The sequence below is a fragment of the Bradyrhizobium sp. ma5 genome (assembly GCF_042258955.1).
Taxonomy (GTDB): domain Bacteria; phylum Pseudomonadota; class Alphaproteobacteria; order Rhizobiales; family Xanthobacteraceae; genus Bradyrhizobium.
Map to the genome: position 1 here is coordinate 1,500,949 of NZ_CP170156.1, position 25,761 is coordinate 1,526,709.

Here is a 25,761-nt window from a genome sequence, read left to right on the forward strand (position 1 = left end):
CGGCGCGCGCGACGTTGGAGGCTGCGACGTCAGTCATTGGCTTCTCCCTGCTGCCATTTGCGCCGCGCGAGGCCGAAGTAGCTGAACAACGTCGCGAACACCAGGAACGGGATCATCGAGACCGCAATCGCAGCACCTTCGCCGAGCTCGCCGCCGGCGATGCCGCGCTGGAACGCCAGCGTCGCGAGCAGATGGGTCGAGTTGACCGGGCCGCCGCGGGTGATGGCGTAGACCAGCTGGAAATCGGTGAAGGTGAAGATGATCGAGAACGTCATCACGATAGCCAGGATCGGCATCATCATCGGGAAGGTGATGTAGCGGAAGCGCTGCCAGGAGGTGGCGCCATCGAGCATCGCCGCCTCATAGAGCGAGGGCGAGATGGTCTGCAGCCCGGCCAGTAGCGAGATCGCGACGAACGGGATGCCGCGCCAGATGTTGGCCGCGATCAGCGAGAACCGCGCCGGCCAGGGCGAGCCGAGGAAGTCGACATTGCTGTCGCGCAGGTGCAGCACGTCGACCAGCAGATAGGAGATGATCGAGAACTGCGGATCGTAGATCCACCAGAACGCCAGTGCGGAGAGCACCGTCGGCACGATCCACGGCAGCAGCACGATGGCGCGGATCAGGCTCTTGAACGGGAAATGGTTGTTGAGCAGTAGCGCCAGCCAGAAGCCGAGCGCGAACTTTCCGAAGGTTGCGACCGCGGTATAGAAGATCGAGTAGAACACCGCGTTCCACCACAAGGGATCCTTGAGCAGATACTGGAAATTCTCGAGCCCGATATAGATGCCGCGCTGGCCGATCGTGGTGTCGGTGAAGGCGAGCCAGATGCCGAGGCCGAGCGGATAGGTGAGGAACACCAGCAGCAGGCCGATCGCGGGCGCCAGGCACATCACGATCAGGAACGGCTTGTAGTCGAACAGCCGCACGAGCCGGCCCGGCTGGCGCAGCACTCGTGCCCGTGAAGGGAGTGTTGTTACAGACATTGAATGCTCGTCAGCTGCCGTCATTGCGAGGAGCGAAGCGACGAAGCAATCCGTTCCCTCGTGTTACCATGGATTGCTTCGCTTCGCTCGCAATGACGGTTGGTCCAGATCCACGGTTCAATGACCGCCGTTACCGGCCCTGCCGCCGGAAGTACCGCTTGGCGCGCTGCTCGGCTTCCGCGGCCGCGGCTTCCGGCGTTGCCGCGTCGGTCGCCACCGAGGCGCACATCTGCACCAGCACATAGTCGGCGGTGACGGCGCCGGTCGCGGTCGAGATCGGCCCCTTGTAGCCGTTGTAATAGGGGCTCTTCATCGTGTCCTTGAAGATCGCGACCTTGGGATCGCCCGACCACACCGCAGCGTCCGCGTAGGCCGCAAGCGGCTGCGACCAGTAGCCGGAGTTGGCGTTGAGCCACGGCTCGTACTGCTCCTTCTCCAGCATGAATTGCAGGAACGCCTTGGCTGCATTGGGATACGGGCTGTGCTTGAACGCCATCGCATTCAGAGTCAGGCCCGACATCGGCGAAGTCGATGCCAATCCCCTGGGCAGGAGCTGATGCTCGGTGTCGTCGGCGACCGCCTTGGTCGCGGGATCGTTCTTCAGCGAGAAGTACAGCGAGACGCCGTTGGCGGTCAGGCCGATTTCCTGCGACGAGTAGGCGCGGTTGTTGGAGACGTCGTTCCAGGACGGCGTGCCGGCGATGAAGGTCGGATAGAGCTCCTTCAAATATTTCAGCGCCGCGATGGTCTCCTTGCTGTTGACGATGATATTGCCTTCCTCATCGAGCAGCGCTGCGTTGTGCGACCACAACAGCCAGTTGGCGAAGCCGTTGCCGTCGCCGACGGCGTTGCCGAGCGCGAAGCCCGCCGGCTTGCCGGCCGCCTTCAGCTTCTTGCAGAGTTCGAGAATGCCGGCGTGGTCTTCCGGCACCTTGTCGAAGCCGGCTGCGTTGACCAGCGACTTGCGGTAGACCAGCGGGCCGCCCGAGGCGCCGAACGGCAGGCCGATCCAGCTCTTCGACTTCGAGCGCATGCCGTAGCGGCGCGCCAGCGTCAGCCATCCGCCGTAGCGTTTGTCGAGATAATCGGCGACGTCGGTCAGTTCGATCAGCTTGTCGATATAGATGTGCGGCGCGTCGCCGAAGCCGATGATGATGTCGGGGCCGGCCCCGGAGTTCGAGGTCACCGCGGTCTGCTGATTGATGTCTTCCCAGCCGACGAAGTCGACCTTGACCTCGACGCCGGTCTTGTCGGTGAACTTCTTGGCATTGGCGCGGAACACGTCTTCGTCGGCCTGCACGAAGCGCACCGGCCGCAGCATGCGCAAGGTCGCGCCCTTTTCGATCGGCAGCGACGGCGCCGCCACGTCGGCAGCCTTCACCTTCGACGCTTCCTGCGCCGAAGCGCCGGTGATTGCCAGTGCCGCCGCGGAAGCTCCCAGCGCCAGCGCGTCGCGACGCGTGACCTCGTACTTCATGTCGTTTGCACTCCCTGCCTCTATTGTTCCTTCCCGGCGTTGGCCGCCGGTGAAGGTTGTCACGACGTCCATCGTGCGAAGGGCTCGTATCGTCGGTGAAACGAACCTTCGCGCGAAGCGCGTCGCCCGCCTCAGCTGTTCGGACCGCGATCCATGCTGACGGGTTGCCAGCGGCGCAGCGCGGTGTCTTGCAGCACCGACGGGTTGACGCAGCTTACCGGCCACATGCCTTGCAGCACTAGTGACAATTCGTAGCCCACCCGACGCTTGCGCGCCTCGTCAAAACGTGCCGATGCCGAGGCGACATGAGCGGTCAAGGTAACATTGTCCATCCCGAGCATCGGATTGTTGTGGGACGGCGGCTCCTTCTCCAGCACGTCGAGCGCGGCGTGGGCGATCCAGCCCTCCTGCAATGCCTTGATCAGCGATTCCTCATCGACGGTGGCGCCGCGGCCGGTGTTGATGAAGATGGCCGACTTTTTCATCTGACGAAAATGCTTCTCGGTCAGCATGTGATGCACTTCGGGCCGCGCCGGCGCGTGCATCGAGACGAAATCCGATTGCGACAGCACCTCCGACAGCGTCGAGGGAATCACGCCGTGGTCGTACATCAGCGTTTCCTGGATGAAGGGATCGTAGGCCACCATTCTGAGGCCGAACGGAGCGGCGCGCTTGGCCACCGCGCGGGCGACGCGGCCGAACGAGATGAAGCCGAGCGTCTGGCCCATCAGCCGCGGAATCTTCAAGAGCGCCGGGCGGCCCTCGGCCCAGCGGCCTGAGCGCACCATCTTGTCCTGCTCGATCAGGCGGCGGAAGCCTGCGAGCAGCAGCATCATGGCGTGGTCGGCAACTTCCTCGATGAAGGTGTCGGGGATGTTGGTGACCGGGATGCCGCGGGCGGTCGCGGCCTTGACGTCGACCGAATCGACGCCGACGCTGCCGAGCGTGATCACCTTGCAGTTCTCGAGCGCATCGATCACCGCCTTGGTGATCGGCATGCCCTTGGCGTAGATCGCGTCCGCGGTGCGGGCGGCGGCGATGAATTCGGCCTCGTTGGCCGGTGCCTCGACGATTTCGGCGCCGATCGGATCGAGCGCCTCCCGCTCATAATCGTAGCCGCCGCCGGCGACCGTGAAGCTCGCGCCCTTCGGCGTCACCACCCTGAATTTCGACATTGTCTGCTCCCGATTGAGGTCTTCTGTTCTTGCTTCTTGCTGGTCTGCTTCTTGATGTTCTTGATTCCCGGAGCGCGGCCTGGATCACCGCTGTCCCTACTTCTACGCGAGCGGCGCCGGTCTCTCCACAATTGCCGGTTGGTCCGCGGCCCGATTCTCCGGGCTTCTACGGGGAACCTCCGTAACCATCAGGTAAAGGGTCTCACATTACGGTGAGCGGAATCAATCCGCCAATCGCGTCGCGTTGCCCGCCTCGTCTGGAGATCCCCGTGAAGCTGTCAAATCTGAAGATCACCCCCAAGCTCGGCATTCTGGTGGGGGTGACCCTCCTCGGTCTGTGCACGGCCGGCATCCTCGCCGGTCAGCTGATGCAGCGTGAGATGACAAATGCTCGCATCGACCAGGCCAAGGCCATGGTCGAGATGGCGAAGAACATGGCAGCGAGCCTGAAGAAGGAAGTCGACGCCGGAAAGATGACCAAGGAAGCGGCGCTGGCCGAGTTGGGTAAGCGCGGCAACGCGATGACCTACGATAATGGCTCGGGCTATTTGTTCGGCACGGACTACAACGGCATCACGGTGCTGGCACCCGATCCGAAGCAGGTTGGCACCAATCGGATGGACGTCGTGACCAATGGCCGCAAGCTCTCGCAGGAGCTGATGGACGGCGTGAAGGCCAAGGGCGACATTCTGCTGTTCTATGAATATGTGAAGCCGGGTCAGAAGACACCGATCCGAAAGCTTGGTTACGCGGTCGCAGTGCCCGGTTTCGACATGTATCTCGGCACCGGCGCCTATCTCGACGATATCGACGCCAAGATGCGTCCCATTGCCTGGTTGCTCGGGCTCGCGATCCTCGGCATCGGAATCATCTCGAGTTCGGTCGCCTGGCTGATCGGGCGCAGCATCTCCCGGCCGCTCAACCTGTTGGGCTCCCGCATGCGCGACATCGCCGACGGCAAGCTCGACGGCGACATCCCCGGCGTCGGCCGCGGCGACGAGGTCGGCGGCATGGCGGCGACCGTGCAGATCTTCAAGGACAATGCGATCCGTATCCGCGGCCTCGAGCAGGCCGAGGCCGAGACGCAGGCGCGCGCCACCGCCGAACGGCGCAGCGCGATGCAGGGCCTTGCCAGTGATTTCGAGCGCAGCGTGAACGGCATCGTCCGCACGGTGGCCTCCGCCGCCGCCGGCATGCAGACCACGGCGCAGTCAATGACCGCAACCGCCAGCGACGCCAGCGCGCGGGCTGCAACCGTGGGTGCTGCCTCCGATTCTGCCTCCAACAATGTCGGCACCGTCGCCGCGGCGGCCGAGGAGCTCTCGAGCTCGGTTGCGGAAATCTCGCGGCAGGTGGCGCGTTCCAGCGAGGTCGCAAGCCAGGCGGTGGCCGATGCCGAGCGCACCAATGCGACCGTGCAGGCGCTCTCCACTGGCGCCGAGAAGATCGGCGAGGTGGTCAAGCTGATCCACTCGATCGCCGCGCAAACCAATCTGCTCGCGCTCAACGCCACCATCGAGGCGGCGCGCGCCGGCGAATCCGGCCGCGGCTTCGCGGTGGTCGCCTCTGAGGTGAAGGCGCTGGCCAACCAGACCGCGAAGGCGACCGAGGAGATCTCGGCGCAGGTCGCCGCGATGCAGGCTTCGACCGGCGAAGCGGTGACCTCGATCGGCGGCATCACCGCGACCATCGCGCAGATGAGCGAGATCACGGCCTCGATCTCGACCGCGATCGACCAGCAAGGCGATGCGACACGCGAAATCGCGCGCAACATTCAGCAGGTCGCAGCCGGCTCGAGCGAGATCTCCGCCCACATCGGCGGCGTGACCACCGCGGCCGCCGCCACCGGCACCGCGGCGGGCGACGTGCTGTCGAATGCCCGCGAGCTCGACACACAATCGGGCATGCTGCGTAACGCGGTCGACGAGTTCCTGCAGAAGGTACGTGCGGCGTAACGGATCGCGTAGGGTGGGTTAGCTAGCGAAGCGCAACTCACCCTGCGCATTCCACGACTGTGACGGAATTGACAGGCTTCGCAGGGGCGCGCCGCCAAAAATATCGAAAACAACCCCATGCAAAGTAGCCGGTGACGGCCGGCGTGCGACCGGCCAACTTGACACGTCGGGCAAATCAGTGTCACATTTCTAATATTCCGAAAAGCTGGTCGTGGGGACGCTATGATCCCGCCGGGAAGACCTGCGCGACGTGAAACGCCTTGGTGGTGATGAGCCACCTGCCGTCGATCCGATGAAACACGAGATGGTCGATGAAGCCGGTTTGGCCGGCCCTGACGCGCACCTTGGCGATGACGAGATCAGACGCGGTCTGGTCGATGCTGATGATGGCCTCCTCGCGCGGCGACTTCATCGACGCCGGCGAGGGACGGCTGCGGATGAAGTCGCGGAATTCAGCGGCCGACCGCACCGTGTGCTTGCCGTCCCGGATGCCGTGCACGATGCAGGCATCGGAGAAGACGTCGCGGAACCGGCTGTCGTCGACGTCATACATCAGGTCGAAATATCCATCGATCGCGGATGCGATGGCCTGGATGTCGCTCATTGCAAATCTCCGTAGCGGCTGATGTGGGGTGGCCTCACCGGATCGAACCGGTGATCTGCGCCGACAGTGGCCGATATGGTGACGGAGTGCTACGACTGGGCGGTCATCTCTTGGATGACTGAGAGGCATCGGCATGGACGAAGTTGACGGTCGACTGGTTGGCGGCCTGGTGGTCCTCGCGGCGGTGGCGGATGCGCGCAGTTTCGGCCGGGCCGCCGAACGGCTCGGCATGACGCAATCCGGCGTCAGCAAGGCAATCGCCAAGCTCGAGGCGCGCCTCGATGCCAGGCTGGTTCACCGCACCAGCCGCGCCGTCGAGCTCACCGAGGAAGGACGTGCACTCTGCGAGCGGGTTGCCGGGCATCTGGCCGGGATCGGCGAGGCGGCGGCGGAGACAGCGAAATCGCGCGATGCGGTGCGCGGCCGGCTGCGGGTCAATGTCGATCCGCTGTTCTCCCGCATGGTGCTGTCACCGAAACTGAGCGAGTTCCTGCAACAGAATCCCGGCATGGAGCTGCGTATCGAGACCCGCGACCGGATCGCGGATCTGGTCAGCGACGGTTTTGACCTGGCGGTCCGTTTCGGCGACCCCGTGCCGTCGGCGCTGATTGCGCGCCGCGTCCTCGCGCCGCGCGTGCTCACCGTGGCCTCGCCGATCTATCTCGAACGACACGGCCGGCCGCTTGATCCGCGCGAGCTGGCGAGCCGCAACCATCAGTGCATCCAGGCAATCGACGCGGCGACCGGGCGTCCCTTCGATTGGGAGTTTTGGCGCGGCGGCGAGGTCGTGCCGGTCGCGGTCAACGGGCGGCTCACCGTGACCGATTCAGGAACCAAGCTCGGTGCCTGCCTGGCCGGCTTCGGCATTGCGCAGGTGATCGATCTCGGCCTCGACGATCACTTAAGGAGCGGCGCGCTGGTCGAGCTGTTTCCGGACTGGCCCGATGAGCGCTTTCCGCTCTACGTCTATTACGCCTCGCGTAACCACGTGCCGGCCAAGGTGAGGCGGTTTATCGAATTCATCACGGACGCGCTGGCGGCAAAGCCGCATGCGCCCCGCAAATCCGCCGGCTTGCGCAAGGTGGGCTAGCGATATCCTCAGCGTCAGCCAGGCTTCGCCGAGCCTTTGGCCGAGCCCTGCCGTGAGGCGATGATAACGCCGGCGAGCACCAGCGCGTAGCCGATCAGATGAAACGGCGCGAGCGTCTCGCCGAGCAGCAGGATCGCCATCGCCGAGCCGAACACCGGCACCAGATGGAAGAACGGCGCGGCGCGGTTCGGGCCGATCAGCGCGACACCGCGGTTGAAGAACAGATAGGCGAGCGTGGACGGGAAGATCAGCGTGTAGCCCAGCGTTGCGAAAGTCAGAACGTCGAGCTTCAGCGTCACACCGTTGGCGAATTCCCAGATAGCCACCGGCAACAGCATCAGCGCTCCGCAGCAGGTGGTGAAGGAGATCAGCGAGAGCTGATGGATTTTCGGCCGCCGCGGGATCAGCGCCGAATACAGCCCGAACGACACCAGCGAGGCGCCGAACATGATGTCACCGCGGTTGAAGCTGATGCTGGCGAGTGCCGAGAAGTCGCCGCGCAGGATGATGGTCAGCACGCCCGCCAGCGAGATCGCGATGCCGGCAAGCTGCGCCGGCGTCAGCCGCACGCCGAACAGGATCAGCGACCACAGCGCCACGAACAGCGGCCCCGCCGACTGGATCAGCAGCGCGTTCAACGCCTCGGTATATTGCATCGCCCAGTAGGAGATCGCGTTGTTGAACGCGAAACCGACCGCGGACAACAGCAGCATCAGCGGCAGCGCCCTGCGCAGCTTCGGCCAGTCCTCCTTCAAATGCGGCCAGGCGAACGGCAGCAGGATCAGGAACACGCCGAACCAGCGGATCGTGGTCAGTGTGACCGGCGGCACATGGCTGCCGACATGCCGCGCCAGCACGATATTGGCAGCCCAGAACAACGACGTCAGGCTGAGCAGCAGATAGGGCTGGTTGTTGAGCCAATGCAGCGGCTGATATCGCGGAGTTGTGGCAGGGGCGGGCAAGGCGGTCATTATCTGGCGGATGTTGTGCCCGAATCCGCCGCCGCCACAAGACGAAAGAGCGGATTGGAGCCATGCGTGGCCGAACTCGACGTCACGCACCGCGCTCCTCAGGGTGACGGGGTGATTGCCCAGCTTACTCAGTGTCATCACCCGCGCATGCGGGTGATCCAGTATCCCAGAGACCGCGGTGCTCGAGCCGAGACGTCGCGGCGTACTGGATCGCCCGGTCAAGCCGGGCGATGACAGCGGTGGACGAGGATATAGCCTCACATCCTCTCAGGGTGACGGGGATAGTTTCTTGCTTGCGGCCCTGCGCGGCCTTCAACCTATTTCTGCGGTCCCGACAGCGAGATGTCGCGCTCGGCGCGAAATACGTTGCCGTAGAGATTGGCGATCCATTGCCGTCCGCTGGAGGTGATGTTGAGGTGGCGGATCGCCTTCTGCACGTGCGGCGCGACGCTGTCCCAGTAGAAGCGCGGATAGAGGTCGACGAGATCGGCCGGCGAATCGTAACCGAGCTGGCGGTTCAGCCCGGCCTCCTCGAATTCGAGGTACAGCGCGTTGGCCTTGCGGATGTAGTGGGGATCGCCGAGTTGGCCGATCAGGTCGGCGGCCCGCAGCAGAATGGCTTCCTCGCCGAACTCCTCATTGCCGTCAGGCGCGCTCTGCGGAAAGCGGGTGCCCTCGATGGCGCGCGCGATGCGCTCCTTGTCGAGGAGCGCGACGCCCTTGAGCCGCTCCATCACGAAGATCTTCGAGCGGTCGACGTGATAGGACATCAGCGCCGCATCCGACGAGCCGCGCGGCAGGATCACCTTGCGGCCGTCGGCAGCGACCAGATAGCCGTTGTGGTCGTCGGCATCGAACAGCCCGCGCACATAGCCGATGTCATGGGTGAGGCAGGCGACGATGACATGCGCATAATCCTCGGCGCTCATGTGTGAGTGCAGCGCGCGGCCGCGCAGGATGGCGTGGCCGGCCAGGGTCACCAGCATGGTGTGCTCGACATTGTGATAGAGCGCGTCGCTGTTGCCGATGCATTCGATCGCGATCCGTGCGATCGAGGGCACCATCTCCACCAGCTGGGTCTGCGAAGAGCCGAAGCGGCGCTGCATGTATTCGCCGAGGAATTTGCCGAGCGCGTCGGCCGCAAGTTCGGGAAGGGTCATCACGGCATTGACCTCCGAGATCGGGCGGTGAGCTTACGGCCTGCCAGCATTTCAGGGTAGTCCCGCGATGTGACATAATCGTTGCGGCCGGACCGACCCGGCGCGGGACGGGAGCTGGTGGATGGGCGTCGATCTTCTGAACGTCAAAGGCTTGAGCGAGCTGGATCAAGAGGCTCCGGTCGTGATGGTCAATCTGATGCGGTTTCGCCAGCGGTCGCTCGACGGCGACGGCTCGGGCTGGGATGCCTATCTGCGCTACAGCGCGCTCACCGTCCCCATGATCAAGGCGCGCGGCGGCACGCTGCTCTGGACCGGCAGCGCCGAGACGGTCGCGCTGGGCGAGCCGGCCGGCCAGCGCTGGGATTACCTCGCGCTGGTCTATTACCCGAGCGTCGCTGATTTCCTCGACATGATGAGCTCGACCGACTACGAGACCCGCTGCGACCCGCATCGCCGCAACGGCTGCGAGGAGCACGTCATCGTCGCGACGCGCGAGGCCTACAGCAAGTTCAGGGTTGGGTGAGGGGGAGCGCGAACTTTTCCCGAGGCCTCGCCTTCAAGTCTATCACCGTCACCCTGAGGTGGCCGCTTCTTCAGCGGCCCTCGAAGGGTCGACGGCCCGACTGTGGCCGATTCATCCTTCGAGACGCCGCTTCGCGGCTCCTCAGGATGACGGGTTGATTAGCGGCGCGAGGGCTGAGCGGCAGGCCGCCTGGACCACGCGGCAGACCTCATCCCTTGATCGTCCCGCGCTCAGCGAGGCGAAGGTCGGATAGCTCGTCAGTGCGAAGATCAGGTCGACGGCATCCTTGCGGGCCTGCGGCGATGCGCCCTTGCCCGCGATGCGGTCGATCAATGCGGTGACGCCGCGGCGGCGGCGCTCGTTGCGCTCGCGCAGGGCCTCGGCGAATTCGGGATCGGTCGCCATCGCGTCGTGCAGGCGGCCGACCGCGGAATCGCGGCTCCAGAAGCCGCAGAAGATCTCGACCATGCGGTCGAGCGCGGCGCGCGGATCGGCCATCGCCATGGCGTCGGCGAGCTGATGCAGCCCGCCATGACGCGCGATCTCGTCGAACACGGCTTCCAGCAGCCCGCGCCGCGAGCCGAACTGGTTGTAGACGGTCAGCCGCGTCACGCCGGCGGCCTTCGCCACCGTATCCAGCGAGAAGCGCGCAATGCTCTCGCCTTCGCGCAGCGTGCGCGAGGCGGCCTCGATCACGCGCTCGCGGGTCTCGGCGGCGGCGGCGCTGCGCGCGGGGCTCACATAGCTGCGCGGCGGCATCGGTTGGCCTTGCTTTCGTCGGATTGACTATACATTATGTATATCTAATTCTCAATGCCCTTTGGAGCGAGATCATGCAGACCGTCCTCATCATAGCCCTGTCCCTTCACGTCCTGTCATCGGTGTTTTGGGCCGGCTCCAGCTTCACTTTGGCGCGCACCGGCGGCCTCGGAGGCGAAAAGCTGCTGGTCCCGCAAATCGGCGCGGCGACGGTTGCGATCGTCACCGGCACCACGCTGTGGCGCCTGGTCCATGAAGGTTCGTTCGCATTGTCGGAGCAGATCCTGGCGGGTGGCGCGATCGCAGCGCTGGCAGCCGTTGCCGTGCAGATCATCGTCGGCGGCGGTGCGGTCAGGCAACTGCGTAATGGCGCGACCGATACGTCAGCTGCACGCTCGCAGTTGGCGGTCGCCCAGCGCATCGCAGCCGGGCTGCTCGCGATCACCGCGCTCTGCATGGGCGCGGCGCGCTACGCCTGAGCTCAGTATTTCCGCACCAGGTCCGGGGTGATCTCTTTGATGCTGCGGATGCCGAGCAGCGCGAGGTCGCGGTCGATCTCGGCGTGCAGCAGCGAGATCGCGCGCGCTACGCCAGCTTCGCCCGCGACCACGGCGCCATAGAGGAACGGACGGCCGATCCAGACGAAATCGGCACCGAGCGCGAGCGCCTTGATCACGTCGGTGCCGCGGCGGATGCCGCCGTCCACCATCACGGTCATATCGCCCTTCTGCGCCGCGATCTCCGGCAGTGTGCGCAGCGCGGAGACGGTGTAGTCGAGCTGGCGGCCGCCATGGTTGGAAACCATCACGCCGTCGCAGCCGTGCTCGCGCGCCAGCCGCGCGTCCTCCGGCGAGATCAGACCCTTGACCACGAGCTTGCCGGGCCAGCGCTTGCGGATCAGCTCGACATGTTTCCAGGCGAGCTGATCGCGGCTGCCGATGTTGCGCATCAAGTTCTTGGACAACACCGGCGGCCCCCGCTTGGCGTCCATGTTCTCGAAATGCGGCATGCCGTGATTGAACACGGTGCGCGCCCAGGTGTTCAGCAGCCAGTCCGGATGGGTGATGGTGTCCCAGAACACCCGGGGCGTGATCTCGAGCGGCACCTGGAAGCCGTTGCGGATGTTGTTCTCGCGGTTGGGCGGCACCGGCACGTCGGCGGTAACGACGAAGGTGTCGTAGCCGGCCGCCGCGACGCGATCGACCAGCGGTTCGATGCGCTCGGGAAGCCCGGCGAGATAGGCCTGGTACCAGGCCTGCTGATTGGCGGCGCGGACGTCCTCCAGCGTAATCAGCGAGGAGGCCGAGAGGATCATCGGGACATTGGCCGCAGCCGCGGCGCGCGCCAGCACGATGTCGCCGCGATAGGCGCACAGCGCGGATGAGCCCATCGGCGGAATCCCGAACGGCGAGGCGTAGCTCTTGCCGAACAGCGTCGTGGTCTGGTCGCGGCCGGAGACGTCCTTCAGCACGCGCGGCACGAAACCGTATTCGTCGAATGCCCGGCGATTGTCTGACCGCGCCGCGTCGGTCTCGGCGCCGCCGGAGATGTAGCCGTAGAGGAATTTCGGCAACAGCCGCCGCGCTTGCGGCTCGAAATCGTCGAGCGTGAGATAGCGCCGCAAATGCCGGGGCACGGCGCTTGCCGCGCGGTTGACGGTTGCGGGAGGCGGGGAGAGCGCTGCGGTCCGGTCGTGCACGTTGGGCGTTTCCGTCGTTCTTGGTTCTTGGTTGGAGCGCGAGGCTAGCGCCTGCCGCCGCGCCCGACAATCTTCTCGTTGAACTGGTTGACGGACTGGCTGACGTCGCTGAGCGTCTTGCGGGTCTCGGCGATCATGGCGCCGGATTTCTTGTCGAAACTCTGGATCAACTCGCGCAGCGAGATCACGGTCGGCAGCAGCTCGCCGCCATATTTGTCGCTGCCGAAGCTCTTCAGGAACTTGTCGGCCGAGGTCAGCTTGGCGTCGACAGTGCTGATGCCGTCGTCGGCGGCATCGATGAAGCCCGCGATCAATTCGCCATTGCCCGACAGCGAGTTGGTGAAGTTCTCGAGCCCGAGCAGCGAGTCCTTGATGTCGGCCTGGTTCTCGGTGATGACGCGATCGACATTGCGCAGCGCGACCCGCAGCTTCTCCTGGATGCCCATGGTGCCTTCGGGGTCGGCGGTCAGCTCGGGAATGCCGTCGGCGCCGAGCGGCGGCGGCGGGGCTTCGTCGGTGCCGCCGGTGAAGGAGATCGCGGCGATCCCGGTCAGGCCCTGGAATTCGAGACCGGCCTGGGTGTCCTTCTTGATCGGGGCGTTGCCCTCGATCCGCGTCATCGCCACCACGCGGTGACGGTCGAGCCTGATCGAGACCACCTCGCCGATCCGCACGCCGGCGAAGTTGACGCTGGCGCCGCGGCGCAGGCCGGAGGCCGAGCCCTCGAACACGACGCGGAACGGCACCATCCGCTTGATGCCGGCATAGCGCTGATAGCCCAGCCAGCCGCCGAGCGAGCCGGCGATCAGGGCGAGCGTCAGGGTGCCGATCACGAGATTGCTGGCGCGCGCCATGCGTTTGGGACCTGTCCGCGAAGCAGACCTCAAGAGATAGCGGATTTGCCGCCGCTAGTCACCGCGCCTCCGGCGGGCGAGATCAGGCCGACTGCCGCCGCGACGCCGCGAACACCCCGGCCAACACCAGCGCGAAGCCGATGAAATGGAAGGCCTGCGGATGCTCGCCGATGAACACGATCGACATGATGGTCCCGAACACCGGAACCATGTGGAAGAACGGCGCGGCGCGGTTAGCGCCGATCAGCTGCACACCGCGGTTGAAGCACAGATAGGCCACCGTCGAGGGGAACACCGCGACATAGAACAGCGAGAGCAGATTGCCGGTCGTGAGCTGCATCACCGGACGCGCGCCGAGTTCCCAGATCAGGAACGGGACCAGGAACAGCGCGCCGCAGCCGAAGGTGAAGGCCGCGACTGACAGCCCGTGGATCCTGGGCCGCTTCAGGGTCAGCACCGAGTACAGCGCGAAGATCACCAGCGCGGCAATGAAGATCAGGTCGCCCTTGTTGAACTCGATCTTCGACAGCGTCGTGAGATCGCCGTGCAGCAGGATCACCAGCACGCCGGCGAGCGACAGCAAGACGCCGCAGAGCTGCGCCAGCGTGAGCCGCGCGCCGAGCAGGATCAGCGACCACAGCGCGACCATCAGCGGCACGGAGGATTGCAGCAGCAGCGTGTTGAGCGCCTGGGTGTGCTCGAGCGCCCAGTATTGCAGCGTGTTGAAGGCGCTGATGCCGGTCATCGACAGCAGCAGCATGATGCCGAGATTCTTGCGGATCGCGGGCCAGTCGCTGGCGAGGTGTTTCCAGGCAAACGGCAGGATGATCAGGAACGCCACGAACCAGCGCAGGAACGACAGCGTCACCGGCGGAATATGGCCGGCGGCGAGCCGGCCGACGATCGCATTGCCAGCCCAGCACATCGCGGTGATGCACAGCAATAGATACGGCTGGTTGGCGATCCAGGAGCCGGACGCAGGCGTTGTGGTGGAATCGGTGGCAGACATGCGGAAGGCCCGGGTTCACGACGCCGCGGCCCGCCCGCCCGTCGCCGGGCCGGTACGGATCGCCCCGGCGTCCGTCACAGACACGGATTCCGCCGTTCTATCAATGGGGATGGACGCATCGCGACCATGCGCGAAGGCCCCTTACGGAAAGCGCGGTGGCGCTTTGCCGGGTCGCTCCGCAGCGGCAGCGCACGCCGATCCGCGACAAGGCTCTAGCCGGTCTCCGGCGGCGTGGTCTGGCGCTTGACGATCTGCTCGGCGAGCTCGATCAGGATCCGCTTGGTGTCGGGGTCCTTGACGTCGCGGAACACCCGCAGCATGCGCAGCTCGAGCAGGGATTGCAGCGATTCCGACGCCTGGCCGCCGTGTGTCTGCGCCGGGGTGGCGGGCCGGCGATTGAGGATATCGGCGGCGACCCCGAGCATCTCGGCGACGGTCGCGAGGCGACCGGTATCGATCTTGACGGTGCCGTCCACGCCGTTCTTTTGCAGGGAGGCGCCCGCGCACAGGATCTCGGCGAGATCTGCCTGCGACAGGCCGATTGCGCGCCAGCGCGCCTGCACCAGTTGATCGATCTGGTCGTCCTGCGATGTGCTCATGGTGCGCCTGGGCGATCTCCAGCTACGTCCGTCGACAACATGTCCGCGACGATGATTGGTAGCAAATCGAACAGCGGTTCGTCGCGACGGGACTTCTACGGATAATCCGGATCGACAATCGGTCCCGGCGACCTGCAGGACGATCCGTGTTTTCACGATAGCCAGGCAGTCGTGCCGGGCGGGCACTGCAATACGCACCCATGGCCTGAGATCCCTGTCATCGGGCCGCAGTTAATTATGCAGCCTTAATATCAAGATCGTACGCGAATGCAATCTGAGGGCGATCGTTGAGGCAAATCCAACCCGGATGTGTGACCTCGCCACAGTTCGCGGCGTTGTCGCTCACAGGTCGATGATCCCGAGCGCGATGCTCTTCGCCACCCCGTGCGTCTTGTTGGAGGCCTCGAGCTTGCGCAGCGCATGCTTGATGAAGCCTTCGACCGTCTCCGGCGAAATGCCGAGAATTTGCGCGGTGTCGGCCACGGTCTTGCCGCGCGCCGCCCAGGCGATCACTTCCTTCTCCCGTGCCGTGAGCTTGATGGTCTCGGCGGCGTCGGCGGGCTTCAGGATGGTCGGCGCGTTGCGCTGGTCGCGGTTGACGATGTCCATCGCCCGCTGCACCCAGTAGATCATCAACAGATGCAGTTCATGGCGGTGGCAGATGAACAGCTTGTCGAAGTCGCGCGGCTGGTCTTCCCAGAAGAACACCGTCGAGCTCGAATGCACGGCGCCGAGCCGGTCGCGATAATGGAACGGCACCACGAAGCCGTCCTTGAATCCGAACTCGCGCGCGGCATCCATCGTCTTGGCCTCGGGTGCCCGCTTGTGTCCGCTTCGCTCCGGCAGCTTCAGGCTGCTCCAGCTGAACGGCGTGTTGGTGCGTCGCGACCGCGCCAGCGCCGGATCGGCATGGACGAACTCGTTCTGCACATACGCCCGCTTCCAGGCGTCGGGAAAGGTGCCGATGTGATAGGGCAGATCAAGGTCGGGCCGACCGGCATCGACAAAGGCGAAGCCCGAGAAGCCGTAGTTCTGGATGACACGGTGCAATGACGAGCTGAGCTCGTCGATGGTATCCGACGCCTCGATGGTTGCAATCGCGTCTACCAGGCCCATTGACTAAAACCCCCGGTTTCCGGGGGTACCACAGTTAACCCCTTTCGTTCCAGATGTTCCGCATTTGGAGGAAAGGATAATGCCGCATTCATTGGACGGATATCATGCCCTCATCACCCGGGAAGAGCTTGATCCGGCGCATGTCGGGGCGATGTTGCGGCTGCGCAAGCGGCTGTTCGTCGACCATTGCGGCTGGCTTCTGAACACGACCGGCGACGTCGAACGCGATCAGTTCGACTGCTGGTACACCGAGCACTGCCTGTTGTTCTCGGGTGTCGATCTGGTCGGCGGCTTCCGGGCGATCCGCACCGACTATCCGTATCTGACCAAGGCGGTGTTCCCGCAGCTTGCGGTGCGCCGCTTTCCGAGCCGCCGCGACGCCTGGGAGATCAGCCGTTTCGGCGTGCTGCCTGGTGTCGCGAGGTCGCGGACGGCACGCGTCAACTACGCGCTGATGTTCCGCTTCGCCGAGCTGCGCGGGGCGGCGGCGCTCGTGGCGCTCGCCGACCTTTCCTACGAGCGTTTCCTCACCCGCATGGAGATCCGCACCCGCCGCTACGGCCCGCCGCAGGTGATCGGCAACGATCGCATGGGCCGCCCGCTGACGGCGCTCGCCGGAGAAATCCCGCTTGGTCTCGCCGACAATCCCGGCCTGACCAAATTCCTCGACCTTGGACGGCAATTGGAGATTCACGATGCCTCACATGTTCTCGGACGTTCGAGCATTCCAGCGTGATCCGCTGCGTCTGCTGCTGACGCGCGGCAACGAGGCCGAGCGAGGCCTCGTGCCCCTGCGGCTCGGTCCTGCGCCGGTCTTTCTGGTGAACGATCCCGATCTGCTGCGCCCGATCCTCAAGGCGCCGGAGACCGACATCGGAAAGGGCAAGCTGATCAAGAAGCTGACGCCGGTGCTCGGCCGCAGCTCGCTGATGTTGAGCGGCGAGGAGCACAAGCGGCGCCGCGCGGTGCTGCAGAAGCACATGGCCAAGGGCAGCGTCGAGAAATTCCTTCCGCATATGTGCGCCGAGATCCGCGCGGTCGGCGCCAGTCTGGCGCGGCTCGGATCGTTCGATCCGCACCATGTCACCGCGATGCTGGCGTTGCGGACCATCTGCGTCGCGATCTTCGGCTCCCAGCTGATGTCGTCCGGCGACGAGGAAGCGCTGGTTCAGGCCGTCGGCGTGATCGAGGACGATCTGGCCGAGGAGATGTTCCGCGCCTTGCCATTCGGTCCGGTGGCTTGGTACCGGCGCCGGCAGAATCGGGTCTGCGCGAAGCTTGCCATGTCGACGGTGGTGCAACGCCTGCGCAGCAAGGCGGGTTCAAGCAGCGCGCTGCGGGATCTCGAGGCGCTCGGCCTCAGCGATCGCGATCTTGAGGACGAGATCCTGACACTGCTGCTGGCCGGCCATCACACCACGGGTTCGACTGCGGCGTGGATGTTCTACCAGATGGCCGCCGATCCTGCCCTGATGGACGACATTGCCGACGAGGCGGCGGAGTGCCTTGGCGACGACGGCGAACTGCGGCTTGACGCCGTGAAGCGCGCCAATCTGAGCGCGACGTTGGTCAAGGAGGTCTGCCGGCTCTATCCGAGCGCCTGGTGGTTCTCGCGCGAGGTGATGCAGCCGGTGACGATCGGCGGGCGCGAGCTCAAGGTCGGCACCTCGCTGCTGATCTGCCCCTGGCAATTGCAGCGCGATCCCAGGCAATTCCCCGATCCCGACCGCTTCCTGATGACGCGGCGCTACAACACCGACGCCTACATCCCGTTCGGCGCCGGCCCGCGCGCCTGCGCCGGGATGGGGGTTGCGATGCTCGAATTGCAATTGCTCGCGCTCGAGATCGCAGCCGCCTATCGCTTCACCGCCGTCAGCCCGAATCCGGCGCCCTGGCCGAAAGCCTCGGTGACGCTGATTCCGCCGCCGATGACGATCGGCATCGAAGTCCGCGAGCTGCCATCGCGCATCCTGCATCTCGGCGAGGAAACCGAGCGGCTGCCCTACATTTCATCCGCCAACGCTGCGTCCATCAGCTCATTACAATCGGTATCCCAATGACAACACACATCACGACGGCCGGCATCGGGCAGAGGGCCATGGATCAAGTGCAAATGCGCAGTCTGCGCGACGTCATCGCTGTCTTGATCGAGCAGCGCAGCATCGTGACGGCCTCCGGCGCGACCTTCGCCGCCCATCTGCTCGACCTCGCGATCATGCAGCTCAGGCTCAACGTCAACGATATTTCGGCGGAGGAATTGTCCGGCCTGTCCGACTACGTCGGCGCGGAGTTCAACCGGGACAAGCCCTCGCATTGATCGCGCAAACGCGTCAAAACCAGAGTCTGGAGCTTCGGTTCTGATTCTATCAGAACCGAAGCTCTAGTCCTGCGTCGCCACCAGCGCCTTCATCGTGGCGCCGGCGGCGAGCGCGGCGTCGTTCGGATCGATCTCGATCTGCAGGCCGCGCTGGCCGCCATTGACGAATACGGTGACATGGGTGAGCGCGGTCTCGTCGATCGCGGTCGGCACTTTCTTTTTCTGGCCGAACGGGCTGATGCCGCCGACGTGGTAGCCGGTCAGCCGCTCGGCATCGGTCGGGCGCATCATCTTCGCCGACTTGCCGCCGAGGGCTGCGGCAAGCTTCTTCATGCTGACCTCGCAGTCGGACGGCACCACGGCGCAGACCGGCTTGCCGTCGACCTCCGCCATCAGCGTCTTGAGCATGCGGTTCGGGTCGACGCCGAGCGCCTCCGCCGCCTGCAGCCCGATGCTCTCGGCGCTGGAATCGTACACATAGGTGTGGAGCTTGAAGGCAATGCCTAGCTTGCGCAGCGCCATCGTCGCTTGGGTCGAATTGGGCATGATCCGGGCCGGTTGATACGGCCGAATGATCGCCGCAATGGGCCCGGCGATCAATCGGCCGTAAGGACAGCCCGAGGCCAGCCCAAGCCCACCCCAACATTAAATTCCCGTCAGCCCGCCGCGGCCGGGCACGGCATGGAATTTTGGGGGATATCAAAGGGTTGTAGCTCGTCTAAAAGGCGCAAACGACCCCCTTCTTGCTTGCGCAGCCGACCCGCTTCCTTTATCCGGTAGGCGCCTTGCGTGTGCGCGGCCGGGCGCCGCGATTTGGGCTGGGCATATCATGCATGGTCGCTGTGGGCGGACGCGTTTTCGCCGCGATCATGGTCTCTGAAACACCTGAAGGGAACATCTTCGCAATGGCCAATGTTGTCGTCGTCGGCGCCCAATGGGGTGACGAAGGGAAGGGCAAGATCGTCGACTGGCTGTCGGAACAGGCCGACATCGTCGTGCGCTTCCAGGGCGGCCACAATGCCGGCCATACGCTCGTGATCAATGGCGAGACCTACAAGCTGGCGCTGCTGCCCTCCGGCGTGCTGCGCCCGAACAAGCTCGCGGTGATCGGCAACGGCGTGGTATTCGACCCGCAGGCTTTCCTCGACGAGGTCGCCAAACTGAAGGGGCAGGGCGTTGCGGTCGGACCGGACAATCTGCGGATCGCCGAGAACGTCACGCTGATCCTGCCGCTGCATCGCGAACTCGACTCGCTGCGCGAATCCTCCAACGCCGTCACCTCGATCGGCACCACCCGCCGCGGCATCGGCCCGGCCTATGAGGACAAGGTCGGCCGCCGCGCCATCCGCCTGATGGATCTCGCCGATCTCGATACCCTGCCGCACAAGATCGAACGCCTGCTGGCGCACCACAATGCGCTGCGCCGCGGCAACAATCTGGAGGAGATCGACGGCAAGCGCATCCTGACCGAGCTGACCGCGCTGGCGCCGAAGCTGCTGCCCTATGCCGAGACGGTGTGGCGGCTGCTCGACCTCAAGCGCCGCGAGGGCAAGCGCATCCTGTTCGAGGGCGCGCAGGGCGCGCTGCTCGACGTCGACCACGGCACCTATCCCTATGTGACGTCGTCCAACACGGTGGCGGCGCAGGCCGCGACCGGCACCGGCATGGGTCCGGGCGCGGTCGGCTATGTGCTGGGCATCTGCAAGGCCTACACCACCCGGGTCGGCCAGGGTCCGTTCCCGACCGAGCTGAACGACGAGATCGGCGAGGAAATCGGCCGCCGCGGCAAGGAATTCGGCGTCAACACCGGGCGCAAGCGCCGGGTCGGCTGGTTCGACGCGATGCTGGTGCGGCAGACCGTCCGGACCTGCGGAATTGCCGGGTTGGCGCTGACCAAGCTCGACATTCTCGACGGATTCGACAGCATCAAGGTCTGCATCGGCTACAAGCTCGACGGCAAGGAGATCGACCATCTGCCGGCGGGCGAGGGCGCACAGGCCCGCATCGAGCCGATCTATGAGATCATCGAGGGCTGGAAGCAGCCGACCGCCAACGCGCGGTCCTGGGCGGACTTGCCGGCCCAGGCCATCAAGTATGTCCGCCGGGTCGAGGAGCTGGTGGGGTGCCCGGTCACCCTGCTTTCCACCAGCCCGGAACGTGAAGATACTATTCTGGTACAGAATCCGTTCGAGGCTTAACGGGATATTACCTATATCCCACCAATTGTGTGGAAATGGCTGACTACTACCCGCTGATCGCCCGTGCCATCGCCGGATTGGACCCGACCGCCCCCGGCGAAGCCCGCCGTGCGCTGTATGCGCGGGCGCGGACGGCGTTGATTCAGCAACTCCGCGGCGTGCAGCCGCCGCTCTCCGAATCCGAGATCACCCGCGAGCGGCTGTCGCTCGAAGAGGCGGTGCGCAAGGTCGAGTCCGAGGCCGCGCAGCGCGCCCGCGAGGCCTCGCGCCCGGGCGGCGGGGCTGTCCGCAGCAGCGACCCGCAGCGCCGCGCCAATCCAAGGCCGCCGGAGGCAAATTCAAGGCCGCCCGAGGCCAATCCCGCCGACAATGCTGCGCGCCCGCGGTCGTCGGCCGATCCCCGACCGCCGCGCAATTTGCGTCCCGATGCGCCGCCGGCCTCGCCGCGGCCGCAGAACCCGCAGGCTGCTGCCGGCGCGGACACCCAGGCGCCGCAGGGCCGGCCGACGCCGCCGCGCCGTGGCCCCGAAGGCGCGCCGCCCCCGACGCCGCCGGCGGCCCCGGGCGTGCGCGGCTTCCGCGACATCACCGCCGACGCCGACGACCTCGGGCGGGCCGCAGCGCAAGCCAGCCGCAACGCGCGCAAGACCTACGCCAACGTGCCGTCGCCCTCGCCGGAATTCGACCGGCTCGAGCCGAGCCTCGAAAACCGCGGCGGCGATCCCGAGGCGCCGTATTCCTACGACGAGGCGATCGAGGAGGCGGAGCGCTACACCCCGCAGCCGCCCCAGGCGCCGCCGCCACGCGCGCGGGTCAGCAATGCCGAGCGCGAGCCGAAGCCGCCGCGTGTCGGTTCGAGGTTCCCGTTCAAGACCGTGTTCGTGATCGGCGTCCTGCTGATCCTGGCCGGCGCCGGCCTGGTCTGGGGCAAGCCGGCCCTGACCTATGTCAGCAGCCTGTTCAAAACCTCCGCCCCCGTCGAGGCGCCGAAGGATGCCGCGGCGACGCCTTCGAGCAAGAAGATCACCGACCGCGTCGGCCAGCCGTCGTCGTCGGGCGAGCCGGTCGCGCCGGTGGCGCAGCGCGTGGTGCTCTATGACGAGGACCCGTCGGATCCGAAGGGCAAGCAATATGTCGGTTCGGTGGTCTGGCGCACCGAGCAGGTCAAGGGATCGGGCAACCAGAAGCCCGACATCGCCGTGCGCGCCGACATCGACATCCCCGATCGCAAGTTCAAGATGACGATGTCGTTCCGCCGCAACACCGATTCATCGCTGCCGGCAAGCCATACCGCGGAATTGACCTTCATCCTGCCGCAGGACTTCGCCAATGGCGGCGTCGGCAACGTGCCGGGCATCCTGATGAAGTCCAACGAGCAGGCCCGCGGCACGCCGCTGGCCGGGCTCGCGGTCAAGGTCACCGACGGCTTCTTCCTGGTCGGCCTCTCCAATGTCGACGCTGACCGTTCGCGCAATCTGCAGCTCTTGAAGGAGCGCTCCTGGTTCGACGTGCCGCTGGTCTACACCAACCAGCGCCGCGCCATCATCGCGATCGAAAAGGGCGCCCCCGGCGAGCGCGCCTTCAACGACGCCTTCGCGGCGTGGGGTGAGTAAAGGCTTCAGCGCTCACCTCGGTTCGCACGATCTCATCGCCCGGCTGCGTCCGGGCGATTCCGTATCGCAGCGAAGCGAAGTCTGGCTGTTGCAGCGCATCGACGCGATGATCCCGGAACATTGCGGGGCGCTTTCGATTTTCCCTAGAACCGTCGCGTGACTGCGTTACACTCGCCCTGATGTCGGGCAGGGGCACGCCATGAAACGCTATCTGATCTTCGCAGCCATCGGGCCGTTCATCGGCGGCTTCCTGCTGCTGCTCATGACCACCTATCAGTCCGGCTACTGGACCGAGACCAATGGCGGCGAAGTGGCGAAGCTGCTCGTCGTGTTCGTGAAGTCGCTGCAATACAATTATCTGTTCGGCATCGTGCCGTCGCTGATGTTCGGCGCGATCGACGACATCCTGATGCACATGCGGCGGATCACGCCGACAGTGCGGATGCTGATCGTGGGTCTCGTGGCGTTCGTCGGCGCGGCGCTGACCTACGCCTCGCACGGCTCCGAAAGCGGCGCCGTGCAGTTCATCCTGTACGGGCTGGTCGGCTTCATCCCGGGCGTGATCACGTCCTGGCTGGCGCACAAATATGCCGAAGAGCAGCACGTGCCGGCGACGCCGGCATCCCAGCATTAGCGCGTGTGCTCATTGCTTTTTGGAAAGCAGAAGTTATCGGCTTTGACGCGATCGGCGATTTCTAACCGGTCGGCGCAATGCGCGCATCGTAGCCGGACAGGAAGTCGTGTCTAACGCACGGCGACCAGCCGCTCGCGCGATTAGAGTAATCTTGTCAATATATTAGGCGCCCGCCGCAAGTGGCGCGCAGCGTCTTTCATGGAACTGTCACACGGACGTCATGTAAGCGTAGTCCCAATGTCACATGGCCGCTTTTGTCCTCCCGCGGCCGTGAGGGCGATCATATGAGCGATGTAGCGTTACCTGGTTCGATTGAGCCCGCGCGGCGCCGCGGCCCCGATCTCGAGAAGGGTTTTCATCCTCTTACCGGCATCATCTATCTCGGCGTGATCGGCGCCGCGCTGCTGTTCGTGGCCTACAGCATCTACGCGGACGTTGGTGCGACGGGCGCGGGCAAGACCTCTTACGCGGCGTTCCTGCTGCTGTTCGTGGCGCTGCTGATCTCGCTCGGCTTCGAATTCGTCAACGGCTTTCACGACACGGCGAACGCCGTCGCGACCGTGATCTACACGCGCTCGATGCCGGCCCACATTGCCGTGGTCTGGTCGGGCCTCTTCAACCTGATCGGCGTCCTGCTCTCCAGTGGCGCCGTCGCCTTCGGCATCGTCTCGTTGTTGCCGGTCGAATTGATCCTTCAGGTCGGCAGCAGCGCCGGTTTCGCCATGGTGTTTGCGCTGCTGATCGCCGCCATCATCTGGAACGTGGGTACCTGGTATTTTGGGTTGCCCGCCTCGAGTTCGCACACCTTGATCGGATCGATCATGGGCGTGGGGATCGCGAACGCCCTGATGCACGGACGGGAGGGGACCTCCGGCGTAGATTGGTCGCAGGCCGTCAACACCGGCAAGGCGCTGCTGCTGTCACCGCTGTTCGGATTTGCGCTCGCTGCCATCCTGCTCTACGGGCTGAAAACCGCACTGCTGCGCGCAACGCCGGCGCTGTTCGGCGAGCCGAAAGGCGATCAGCCGCCGCCATGGTGGATTCGCGGCATCCTGATCCTGACCTGCACCCTGGTCAGCTTCTTTCACGGATCGAACGACGGTCAGAAAGGCATGGGCCTCATCATGCTCATCCTGATCGGCGTAGTCCCAACCGCTTACGCCCTCAACCGCGCGATGCCTGCGAGCCAGATCGCGGCATTCACCGCGAATTCGGCGGCGGCGAGCAAGGTGATCGAGAGCAGGGGCGCCGATCGCAAGGTGACGGGCAATCCGCGTCCGGCGGTGACGAACTACATCGCGCTTCGGCAACTCACCGACGATACCTATCCGTCACTCGCCGTTCTCGTCGGCGAAATCAGCGACCAGGTCGTGCAGTACGGTTCGCTGGCAAAATTCCCGGCCGAGACCGTCGGCAACACGCGTAACGACATGTATCTGGTGTCTGAGGCGTTGCGCTCGCTCATGAAGAGCAGCGACAGCGGACTGAGCGATGCCGATGTCGCGACGCTCAATCGCTACAAGGGTTCGCTGGATGCCGCGACCAAATTCATTCCGTCCTGGGTGAAGATCGCGGTGGCCATCGCGCTCGGGCTCGGCACGATGGTTGGCTGGAAGCGAATCGTCGTGACGGTGGGTGAGAAGATCGGCAAGACCCATCTGACCTATGCGCAGGGTGCCTGCGCCGAGATCACAGCAGCGGCGACCATCGCCGCGGCAGACGGATACGGCTTGCCGGTGTCGACGACGCATGTGCTGTCGTCCGGCATCGCAGGGACCATGACCGCAAACGGGTCCGGCCTGCAATGGTCGACAATCCGCAACATCGCGATGGCCTGGGTTCTGACTCTGCCGGTAGCGATGCTGATCTCTGGCATTCTCTACTTCGTTTTCGCGCATCTATTTTAGCCGGAGCAGCAAGACAACCGGATGCATGCTATCTGCATCCGGGTTCGGGGAAAGGAATTTCGAGTGGCAGATGCAAGCTTCAGCCTTCTGACAGGCAACGATATCGAAACGCGCCTGGTCCGGGCCGGCGGCATTATCTTTCGCGAGGGCGAGCAGGCCAACGAGCTGTTCGTGATCAAGAGCGGCTATGTGCGCATTCAGGTCGGCAACAAGACCATAACGGACCTGCCGGCCGACACGATCTTTGGCGAAATGGCATTGATCGACAACGAGCCGAGGAGTGCGACCGCCACGGCGCTCACCGATGTCGAGCTCGTCCCGGTCTCGGAAAAGCAGTTTCTCTTCCTCGTCAGCCAGACGCCGCATTTTGCGCTGAGGGTGATGAGGACGCTGGCCCAGCGGCTCAGAACCATGAACAAGGGCGTCTTCTAGAGCGTTGTCGAGCGAAGTGGATCGAAAGCAAAGGCGGCGGACGTTTCCGTCCGCCGCCGGCGTGATGCAAAAGCCTGGATGCTGAAATGCTCAGGTGCCGTTGGCGCGGCAGCGGCCGCCCGGGCCGAGATACCAGCCGCGCGGACAGGCATGCATCCACGGCCGCGCGTAGTTGCGGCGGCAGCCGCCATAGGGACCGCGATGCCAGCCGCCGCCACAGCCGCCAGCGACCGCGATGACATCGGAATTCGGGTTGGTCGTCACCGGCGCGAGCGGCATGGCGCCGGCGCTGCCGAGCGAGGCGAGAAGGAAGGCGGCCGCAATCAATCTGGTCATGAGTGTCGTCCTCTGCTGATGTCAAAAGTCATTCGTTGATCTCTTCAAAAATTCGCTGCGCTTCTCCAATTCGTGCGCTAGCCGCCGCCCGCAAACGCGATGCCGGCACGCACCTCGCCCATCGCCTGATCGATCAGGCCGAGCGCACGCTCACGGTGGCCGCCTTTGTTCGGCGTCGCCCTGGTGAGCTCGGCGCGCGCCGATTGCAGCATCGCAAGGCTTTCGTCCACGTGCGGCTGGGCGCCGATCGCGTAGCCGATCCCCACGCCGGTGGTGATCGCAACCCCGAGCAACACATTGCGGATCGCGGAAGTCTTCATCTCATGGTCTCCTCTGGCTGGCCCGCT

At 65.0% G+C, this 25,761-nt stretch carries 28 protein-coding genes; 13 read left to right on the top strand and 15 right to left on the bottom strand.

Annotation, left to right across the window (positions count from 1 at the left end):
- Positions 1-29: 29 nt before the first annotated feature.
- From ACE103_RS06990 to ACE103_RS07000, 3 genes are all read right to left on the bottom strand, one after another.
- Complete coding sequence (locus tag ACE103_RS06990) at positions 30-986, bottom strand: carbohydrate ABC transporter permease (protein ID WP_223969703.1); 957 nt, start codon at positions 984-986, stop codon at positions 30-32.
- 130 nt (positions 987-1,116) lie between these two features.
- Entirely contained in the window at positions 1,117-2,463 is a 1,347-nt protein-coding gene (locus ACE103_RS06995) for an ABC transporter substrate-binding protein (RefSeq protein ID WP_375778830.1), read from the bottom strand.
- 131 nt (positions 2,464-2,594) lie between these two features.
- Positions 2,595-3,638 carry a C-terminal binding protein gene (locus ACE103_RS07000; protein ID WP_212316156.1) on the bottom strand — a complete coding sequence of 348 codons (1,044 nt, stop codon included), beginning with the start codon at positions 3,636-3,638 and terminating at the stop codon, positions 2,595-2,597.
- Positions 3,639-3,907: 269 nt separating this feature from the next.
- Here ACE103_RS07000 and ACE103_RS07005 point away from each other — a divergent pair, with 269 nt between their 5' ends.
- Entirely contained in the window at positions 3,908-5,593 is a 1,686-nt protein-coding gene (locus ACE103_RS07005) for a methyl-accepting chemotaxis protein (protein WP_375778831.1), read from the top strand.
- Positions 5,594-5,813: 220 nt separating this feature from the next.
- On the opposite strand, the gene ACE103_RS07010 is transcribed toward ACE103_RS07005, so the two are convergent.
- Complete coding sequence (locus ACE103_RS07010) at positions 5,814-6,197, bottom strand: nuclear transport factor 2 family protein (protein WP_375778832.1); 384 nt, start codon at positions 6,195-6,197, stop codon at positions 5,814-5,816.
- Between the two features lie 133 nt (positions 6,198-6,330).
- Between ACE103_RS07010 and ACE103_RS07015 the strand changes: the two genes are divergently transcribed.
- Positions 6,331-7,287 (top strand): LysR family transcriptional regulator, encoded by a 957-nt coding sequence (locus ACE103_RS07015; RefSeq protein ID WP_375778833.1) that lies wholly within the window; start codon positions 6,331-6,333, stop codon positions 7,285-7,287.
- 14 nt (positions 7,288-7,301) lie between these two features.
- Here ACE103_RS07015 and ACE103_RS07020 read toward each other — a convergent pair whose 3' ends face one another.
- Together ACE103_RS07020 and ACE103_RS07025 are read right to left on the bottom strand one after the other, a co-directional pair.
- Positions 7,302-8,258, bottom strand: a complete 957-nt coding sequence (locus tag ACE103_RS07020) for a DMT family transporter (RefSeq protein ID WP_375778834.1) — start codon at positions 8,256-8,258, stop codon at positions 7,302-7,304.
- 317 nt (positions 8,259-8,575) lie between these two features.
- On the bottom strand, positions 8,576-9,421 hold the full coding sequence (locus tag ACE103_RS07025; protein ID WP_223969696.1) for a metal-dependent phosphohydrolase: 846 nt from the start codon (positions 9,419-9,421) through the stop codon (positions 8,576-8,578).
- Between the two features lie 118 nt (positions 9,422-9,539).
- On the opposite strand from ACE103_RS07025, the gene ACE103_RS07030 reads away from it, so the two are divergent.
- A complete protein-coding gene (locus ACE103_RS07030; protein WP_375778835.1) occupies positions 9,540-9,941 on the top strand; it encodes a DUF1330 domain-containing protein in 402 nt (133 codons plus the stop codon).
- A 141-nt stretch (positions 9,942-10,082) separates the two neighbouring features.
- Here the strand turns inward: ACE103_RS07030 and ACE103_RS07035 are convergent, their stop codons facing one another.
- Complete coding sequence (locus ACE103_RS07035; protein WP_375778836.1) at positions 10,083-10,700, bottom strand: TetR/AcrR family transcriptional regulator; 618 nt, start codon at positions 10,698-10,700, stop codon at positions 10,083-10,085.
- Positions 10,701-10,774: 74 nt separating this feature from the next.
- Here ACE103_RS07035 and ACE103_RS07040 point away from each other — a divergent pair, with 74 nt between their 5' ends.
- Positions 10,775-11,179 (top strand): hypothetical protein, encoded by a 405-nt coding sequence (locus ACE103_RS07040; protein WP_223969693.1) that lies wholly within the window; start codon positions 10,775-10,777, stop codon positions 11,177-11,179.
- Positions 11,180-11,181: 2 nt separating this feature from the next.
- Here ACE103_RS07040 and ACE103_RS07045 read toward each other — a convergent pair whose 3' ends face one another.
- From ACE103_RS07045 to ACE103_RS07065, 5 genes are all read right to left on the bottom strand, one after another.
- Positions 11,182-12,336, bottom strand: coding sequence for an alpha-hydroxy acid oxidase (locus ACE103_RS07045; protein WP_375781031.1), 1,155 nt, complete (start codon positions 12,334-12,336; stop codon positions 11,182-11,184).
- A 107-nt stretch (positions 12,337-12,443) separates the two neighbouring features.
- The gene (locus tag ACE103_RS07050) at positions 12,444-13,253 is read right to left on the bottom strand and encodes an MlaD family protein (protein WP_223969692.1); all 810 of its coding nucleotides are present in this window, start codon (positions 13,251-13,253) and stop codon (positions 12,444-12,446) included.
- An 82-nt stretch (positions 13,254-13,335) separates the two neighbouring features.
- Complete coding sequence (locus tag ACE103_RS07055) at positions 13,336-14,262, bottom strand: DMT family transporter (protein ID WP_375778837.1); 927 nt, start codon at positions 14,260-14,262, stop codon at positions 13,336-13,338.
- A gap of 212 nt (positions 14,263-14,474) precedes the next feature.
- The gene (locus ACE103_RS07060; RefSeq protein WP_223969690.1) at positions 14,475-14,861 is read right to left on the bottom strand and encodes a hypothetical protein; all 387 of its coding nucleotides are present in this window, start codon (positions 14,859-14,861) and stop codon (positions 14,475-14,477) included.
- A 342-nt stretch (positions 14,862-15,203) separates the two neighbouring features.
- Positions 15,204-15,977 carry an autoinducer binding domain-containing protein gene (locus ACE103_RS07065; protein ID WP_375778838.1) on the bottom strand — a complete coding sequence of 258 codons (774 nt, stop codon included), beginning with the start codon at positions 15,975-15,977 and terminating at the stop codon, positions 15,204-15,206.
- A 79-nt stretch (positions 15,978-16,056) separates the two neighbouring features.
- Between ACE103_RS07065 and ACE103_RS07070 the strand changes: the two genes are divergently transcribed.
- From ACE103_RS07070 to ACE103_RS07080, 3 genes are read left to right on the top strand one after another with little or no spacing between them, the layout of a single operon-like run.
- Positions 16,057-16,713 carry an acyl-homoserine-lactone synthase gene (locus ACE103_RS07070; protein ID WP_375778839.1) on the top strand — a complete coding sequence of 219 codons (657 nt, stop codon included), beginning with the start codon at positions 16,057-16,059 and terminating at the stop codon, positions 16,711-16,713.
- Positions 16,673-18,037, top strand: a complete 1,365-nt coding sequence (locus ACE103_RS07075; protein WP_375778840.1) for a cytochrome P450 — start codon at positions 16,673-16,675, stop codon at positions 18,035-18,037. The genes ACE103_RS07070 and ACE103_RS07075 overlap by 41 nt, the downstream gene beginning before the upstream one ends.
- A 38-nt stretch (positions 18,038-18,075) precedes the next feature.
- The gene (locus ACE103_RS07080; RefSeq protein WP_223969686.1) at positions 18,076-18,294 is read left to right on the top strand and encodes a hypothetical protein; all 219 of its coding nucleotides are present in this window, start codon (positions 18,076-18,078) and stop codon (positions 18,292-18,294) included.
- A 63-nt stretch (positions 18,295-18,357) separates the two neighbouring features.
- Here the strand turns inward: ACE103_RS07080 and ybaK are convergent, their stop codons facing one another.
- A complete protein-coding gene (gene ybaK, locus ACE103_RS07085; RefSeq protein ID WP_375778841.1) occupies positions 18,358-18,840 on the bottom strand; it encodes a Cys-tRNA(Pro) deacylase in 483 nt (160 codons plus the stop codon).
- Between the two features lie 359 nt (positions 18,841-19,199).
- On the opposite strand from ybaK, the gene ACE103_RS07090 reads away from it, so the two are divergent.
- The 6 genes from ACE103_RS07090 (at position 19,200) to ACE103_RS07115 (ending at position 25,078) form a co-directional block, all read left to right on the top strand.
- Positions 19,200-20,492 (top strand): adenylosuccinate synthase, encoded by a 1,293-nt coding sequence (locus tag ACE103_RS07090; RefSeq protein ID WP_375778842.1) that lies wholly within the window; start codon positions 19,200-19,202, stop codon positions 20,490-20,492.
- A gap of 35 nt (positions 20,493-20,527) precedes the next feature.
- The gene (locus tag ACE103_RS07095) at positions 20,528-22,105 is read left to right on the top strand and encodes a hypothetical protein (RefSeq protein ID WP_375778843.1); all 1,578 of its coding nucleotides are present in this window, start codon (positions 20,528-20,530) and stop codon (positions 22,103-22,105) included.
- A complete protein-coding gene (locus tag ACE103_RS07100; protein ID WP_223969682.1) occupies positions 22,098-22,265 on the top strand; it encodes a hypothetical protein in 168 nt (55 codons plus the stop codon). The genes ACE103_RS07095 and ACE103_RS07100 overlap by 8 nt, the downstream gene beginning before the upstream one ends.
- A gap of 39 nt (positions 22,266-22,304) precedes the next feature.
- On the top strand, positions 22,305-22,739 hold the full coding sequence (locus tag ACE103_RS07105; RefSeq protein ID WP_223969681.1) for a DUF5413 family protein: 435 nt from the start codon (positions 22,305-22,307) through the stop codon (positions 22,737-22,739).
- A gap of 284 nt (positions 22,740-23,023) precedes the next feature.
- Positions 23,024-24,646, top strand: coding sequence for an inorganic phosphate transporter (locus ACE103_RS07110; protein ID WP_375781032.1), 1,623 nt, complete (start codon positions 23,024-23,026; stop codon positions 24,644-24,646).
- 21 nt (positions 24,647-24,667) lie between these two features.
- Entirely contained in the window at positions 24,668-25,078 is a 411-nt protein-coding gene (locus tag ACE103_RS07115; protein ID WP_375778844.1) for a Crp/Fnr family transcriptional regulator, read from the top strand.
- A gap of 90 nt (positions 25,079-25,168) precedes the next feature.
- Here the strand turns inward: ACE103_RS07115 and ACE103_RS07120 are convergent, their stop codons facing one another.
- Positions 25,169-25,414 carry a GCG_CRPN prefix-to-repeats domain-containing protein gene (locus ACE103_RS07120; protein WP_375778845.1) on the bottom strand — a complete coding sequence of 82 codons (246 nt, stop codon included), beginning with the start codon at positions 25,412-25,414 and terminating at the stop codon, positions 25,169-25,171.
- 77 nt (positions 25,415-25,491) lie between these two features.
- Positions 25,492-25,734: a hypothetical protein gene (locus ACE103_RS07125; protein ID WP_375778846.1), complete on the bottom strand. Its 243-nt coding sequence runs from the start codon at positions 25,732-25,734 to the stop codon at positions 25,492-25,494.
- Positions 25,735-25,761 lie beyond the last annotated feature (27 nt).

Coding starts and splice junctions, on each gene's coding strand:
- ACE103_RS07050 (WP_223969692.1), bottom strand. CDS start 13,253: ATGGCGCGCGCCAGCAATCTCGTGATCGGCACCCTGACGCTCGCCCTG.
- ACE103_RS07115 (WP_375778844.1), top strand. CDS start 24,668: ATGCATGCTATCTGCATCCGGGTTCGGGGAAAGGAATTTCGAGTGGCA.
- ACE103_RS06995 (WP_375778830.1), bottom strand. CDS start 2,463: ATGAAGTACGAGGTCACGCGTCGCGACGCGCTGGCGCTGGGAGCTTCC.
- ACE103_RS07120 (WP_375778845.1), bottom strand. CDS start 25,414: ATGACCAGATTGATTGCGGCCGCCTTCCTTCTCGCCTCGCTCGGCAGC.
- ACE103_RS07000 (WP_212316156.1), bottom strand. CDS start 3,638: ATGTCGAAATTCAGGGTGGTGACGCCGAAGGGCGCGAGCTTCACGGTC.
- ACE103_RS07040 (WP_223969693.1), top strand. CDS start 10,775: ATGCAGACCGTCCTCATCATAGCCCTGTCCCTTCACGTCCTGTCATCG.
- ybaK (WP_375778841.1), bottom strand. CDS start 18,840: ATGCCCAATTCGACCCAAGCGACGATGGCGCTGCGCAAGCTAGGCATT.
- ACE103_RS07080 (WP_223969686.1), top strand. CDS start 18,076: ATGGATCAAGTGCAAATGCGCAGTCTGCGCGACGTCATCGCTGTCTTG.
- ACE103_RS07105 (WP_223969681.1), top strand. CDS start 22,305: ATGAAACGCTATCTGATCTTCGCAGCCATCGGGCCGTTCATCGGCGGC.
- ACE103_RS06990 (WP_223969703.1), bottom strand. CDS start 986: ATGTCTGTAACAACACTCCCTTCACGGGCACGAGTGCTGCGCCAGCCG.
- ACE103_RS07020 (WP_375778834.1), bottom strand. CDS start 8,258: ATGACCGCCTTGCCCGCCCCTGCCACAACTCCGCGATATCAGCCGCTG.
- ACE103_RS07125 (WP_375778846.1), bottom strand. CDS start 25,734: ATGAAGACTTCCGCGATCCGCAATGTGTTGCTCGGGGTTGCGATCACC.
- ACE103_RS07035 (WP_375778836.1), bottom strand. CDS start 10,700: ATGCCGCCGCGCAGCTATGTGAGCCCCGCGCGCAGCGCCGCCGCCGCC.
- ACE103_RS07015 (WP_375778833.1), top strand. CDS start 6,331: ATGGACGAAGTTGACGGTCGACTGGTTGGCGGCCTGGTGGTCCTCGCG.
- ACE103_RS07055 (WP_375778837.1), bottom strand. CDS start 14,262: ATGTCTGCCACCGATTCCACCACAACGCCTGCGTCCGGCTCCTGGATC.
- ACE103_RS07030 (WP_375778835.1), top strand. CDS start 9,540: ATGGGCGTCGATCTTCTGAACGTCAAAGGCTTGAGCGAGCTGGATCAA.
- ACE103_RS07060 (WP_223969690.1), bottom strand. CDS start 14,861: ATGAGCACATCGCAGGACGACCAGATCGATCAACTGGTGCAGGCGCGC.
- ACE103_RS07070 (WP_375778839.1), top strand. CDS start 16,057: ATGCCGCATTCATTGGACGGATATCATGCCCTCATCACCCGGGAAGAG.
- ACE103_RS07065 (WP_375778838.1), bottom strand. CDS start 15,977: ATGGGCCTGGTAGACGCGATTGCAACCATCGAGGCGTCGGATACCATC.
- ACE103_RS07090 (WP_375778842.1), top strand. CDS start 19,200: ATGGCCAATGTTGTCGTCGTCGGCGCCCAATGGGGTGACGAAGGGAAG.
- ACE103_RS07075 (WP_375778840.1), top strand. CDS start 16,673: ATGCCTCACATGTTCTCGGACGTTCGAGCATTCCAGCGTGATCCGCTG.
- ACE103_RS07110 (WP_375781032.1), top strand. CDS start 23,024: ATGAGCGATGTAGCGTTACCTGGTTCGATTGAGCCCGCGCGGCGCCGC.
- ACE103_RS07010 (WP_375778832.1), bottom strand. CDS start 6,197: ATGAGCGACATCCAGGCCATCGCATCCGCGATCGATGGATATTTCGAC.
- ACE103_RS07095 (WP_375778843.1), top strand. CDS start 20,528: ATGGCTGACTACTACCCGCTGATCGCCCGTGCCATCGCCGGATTGGAC.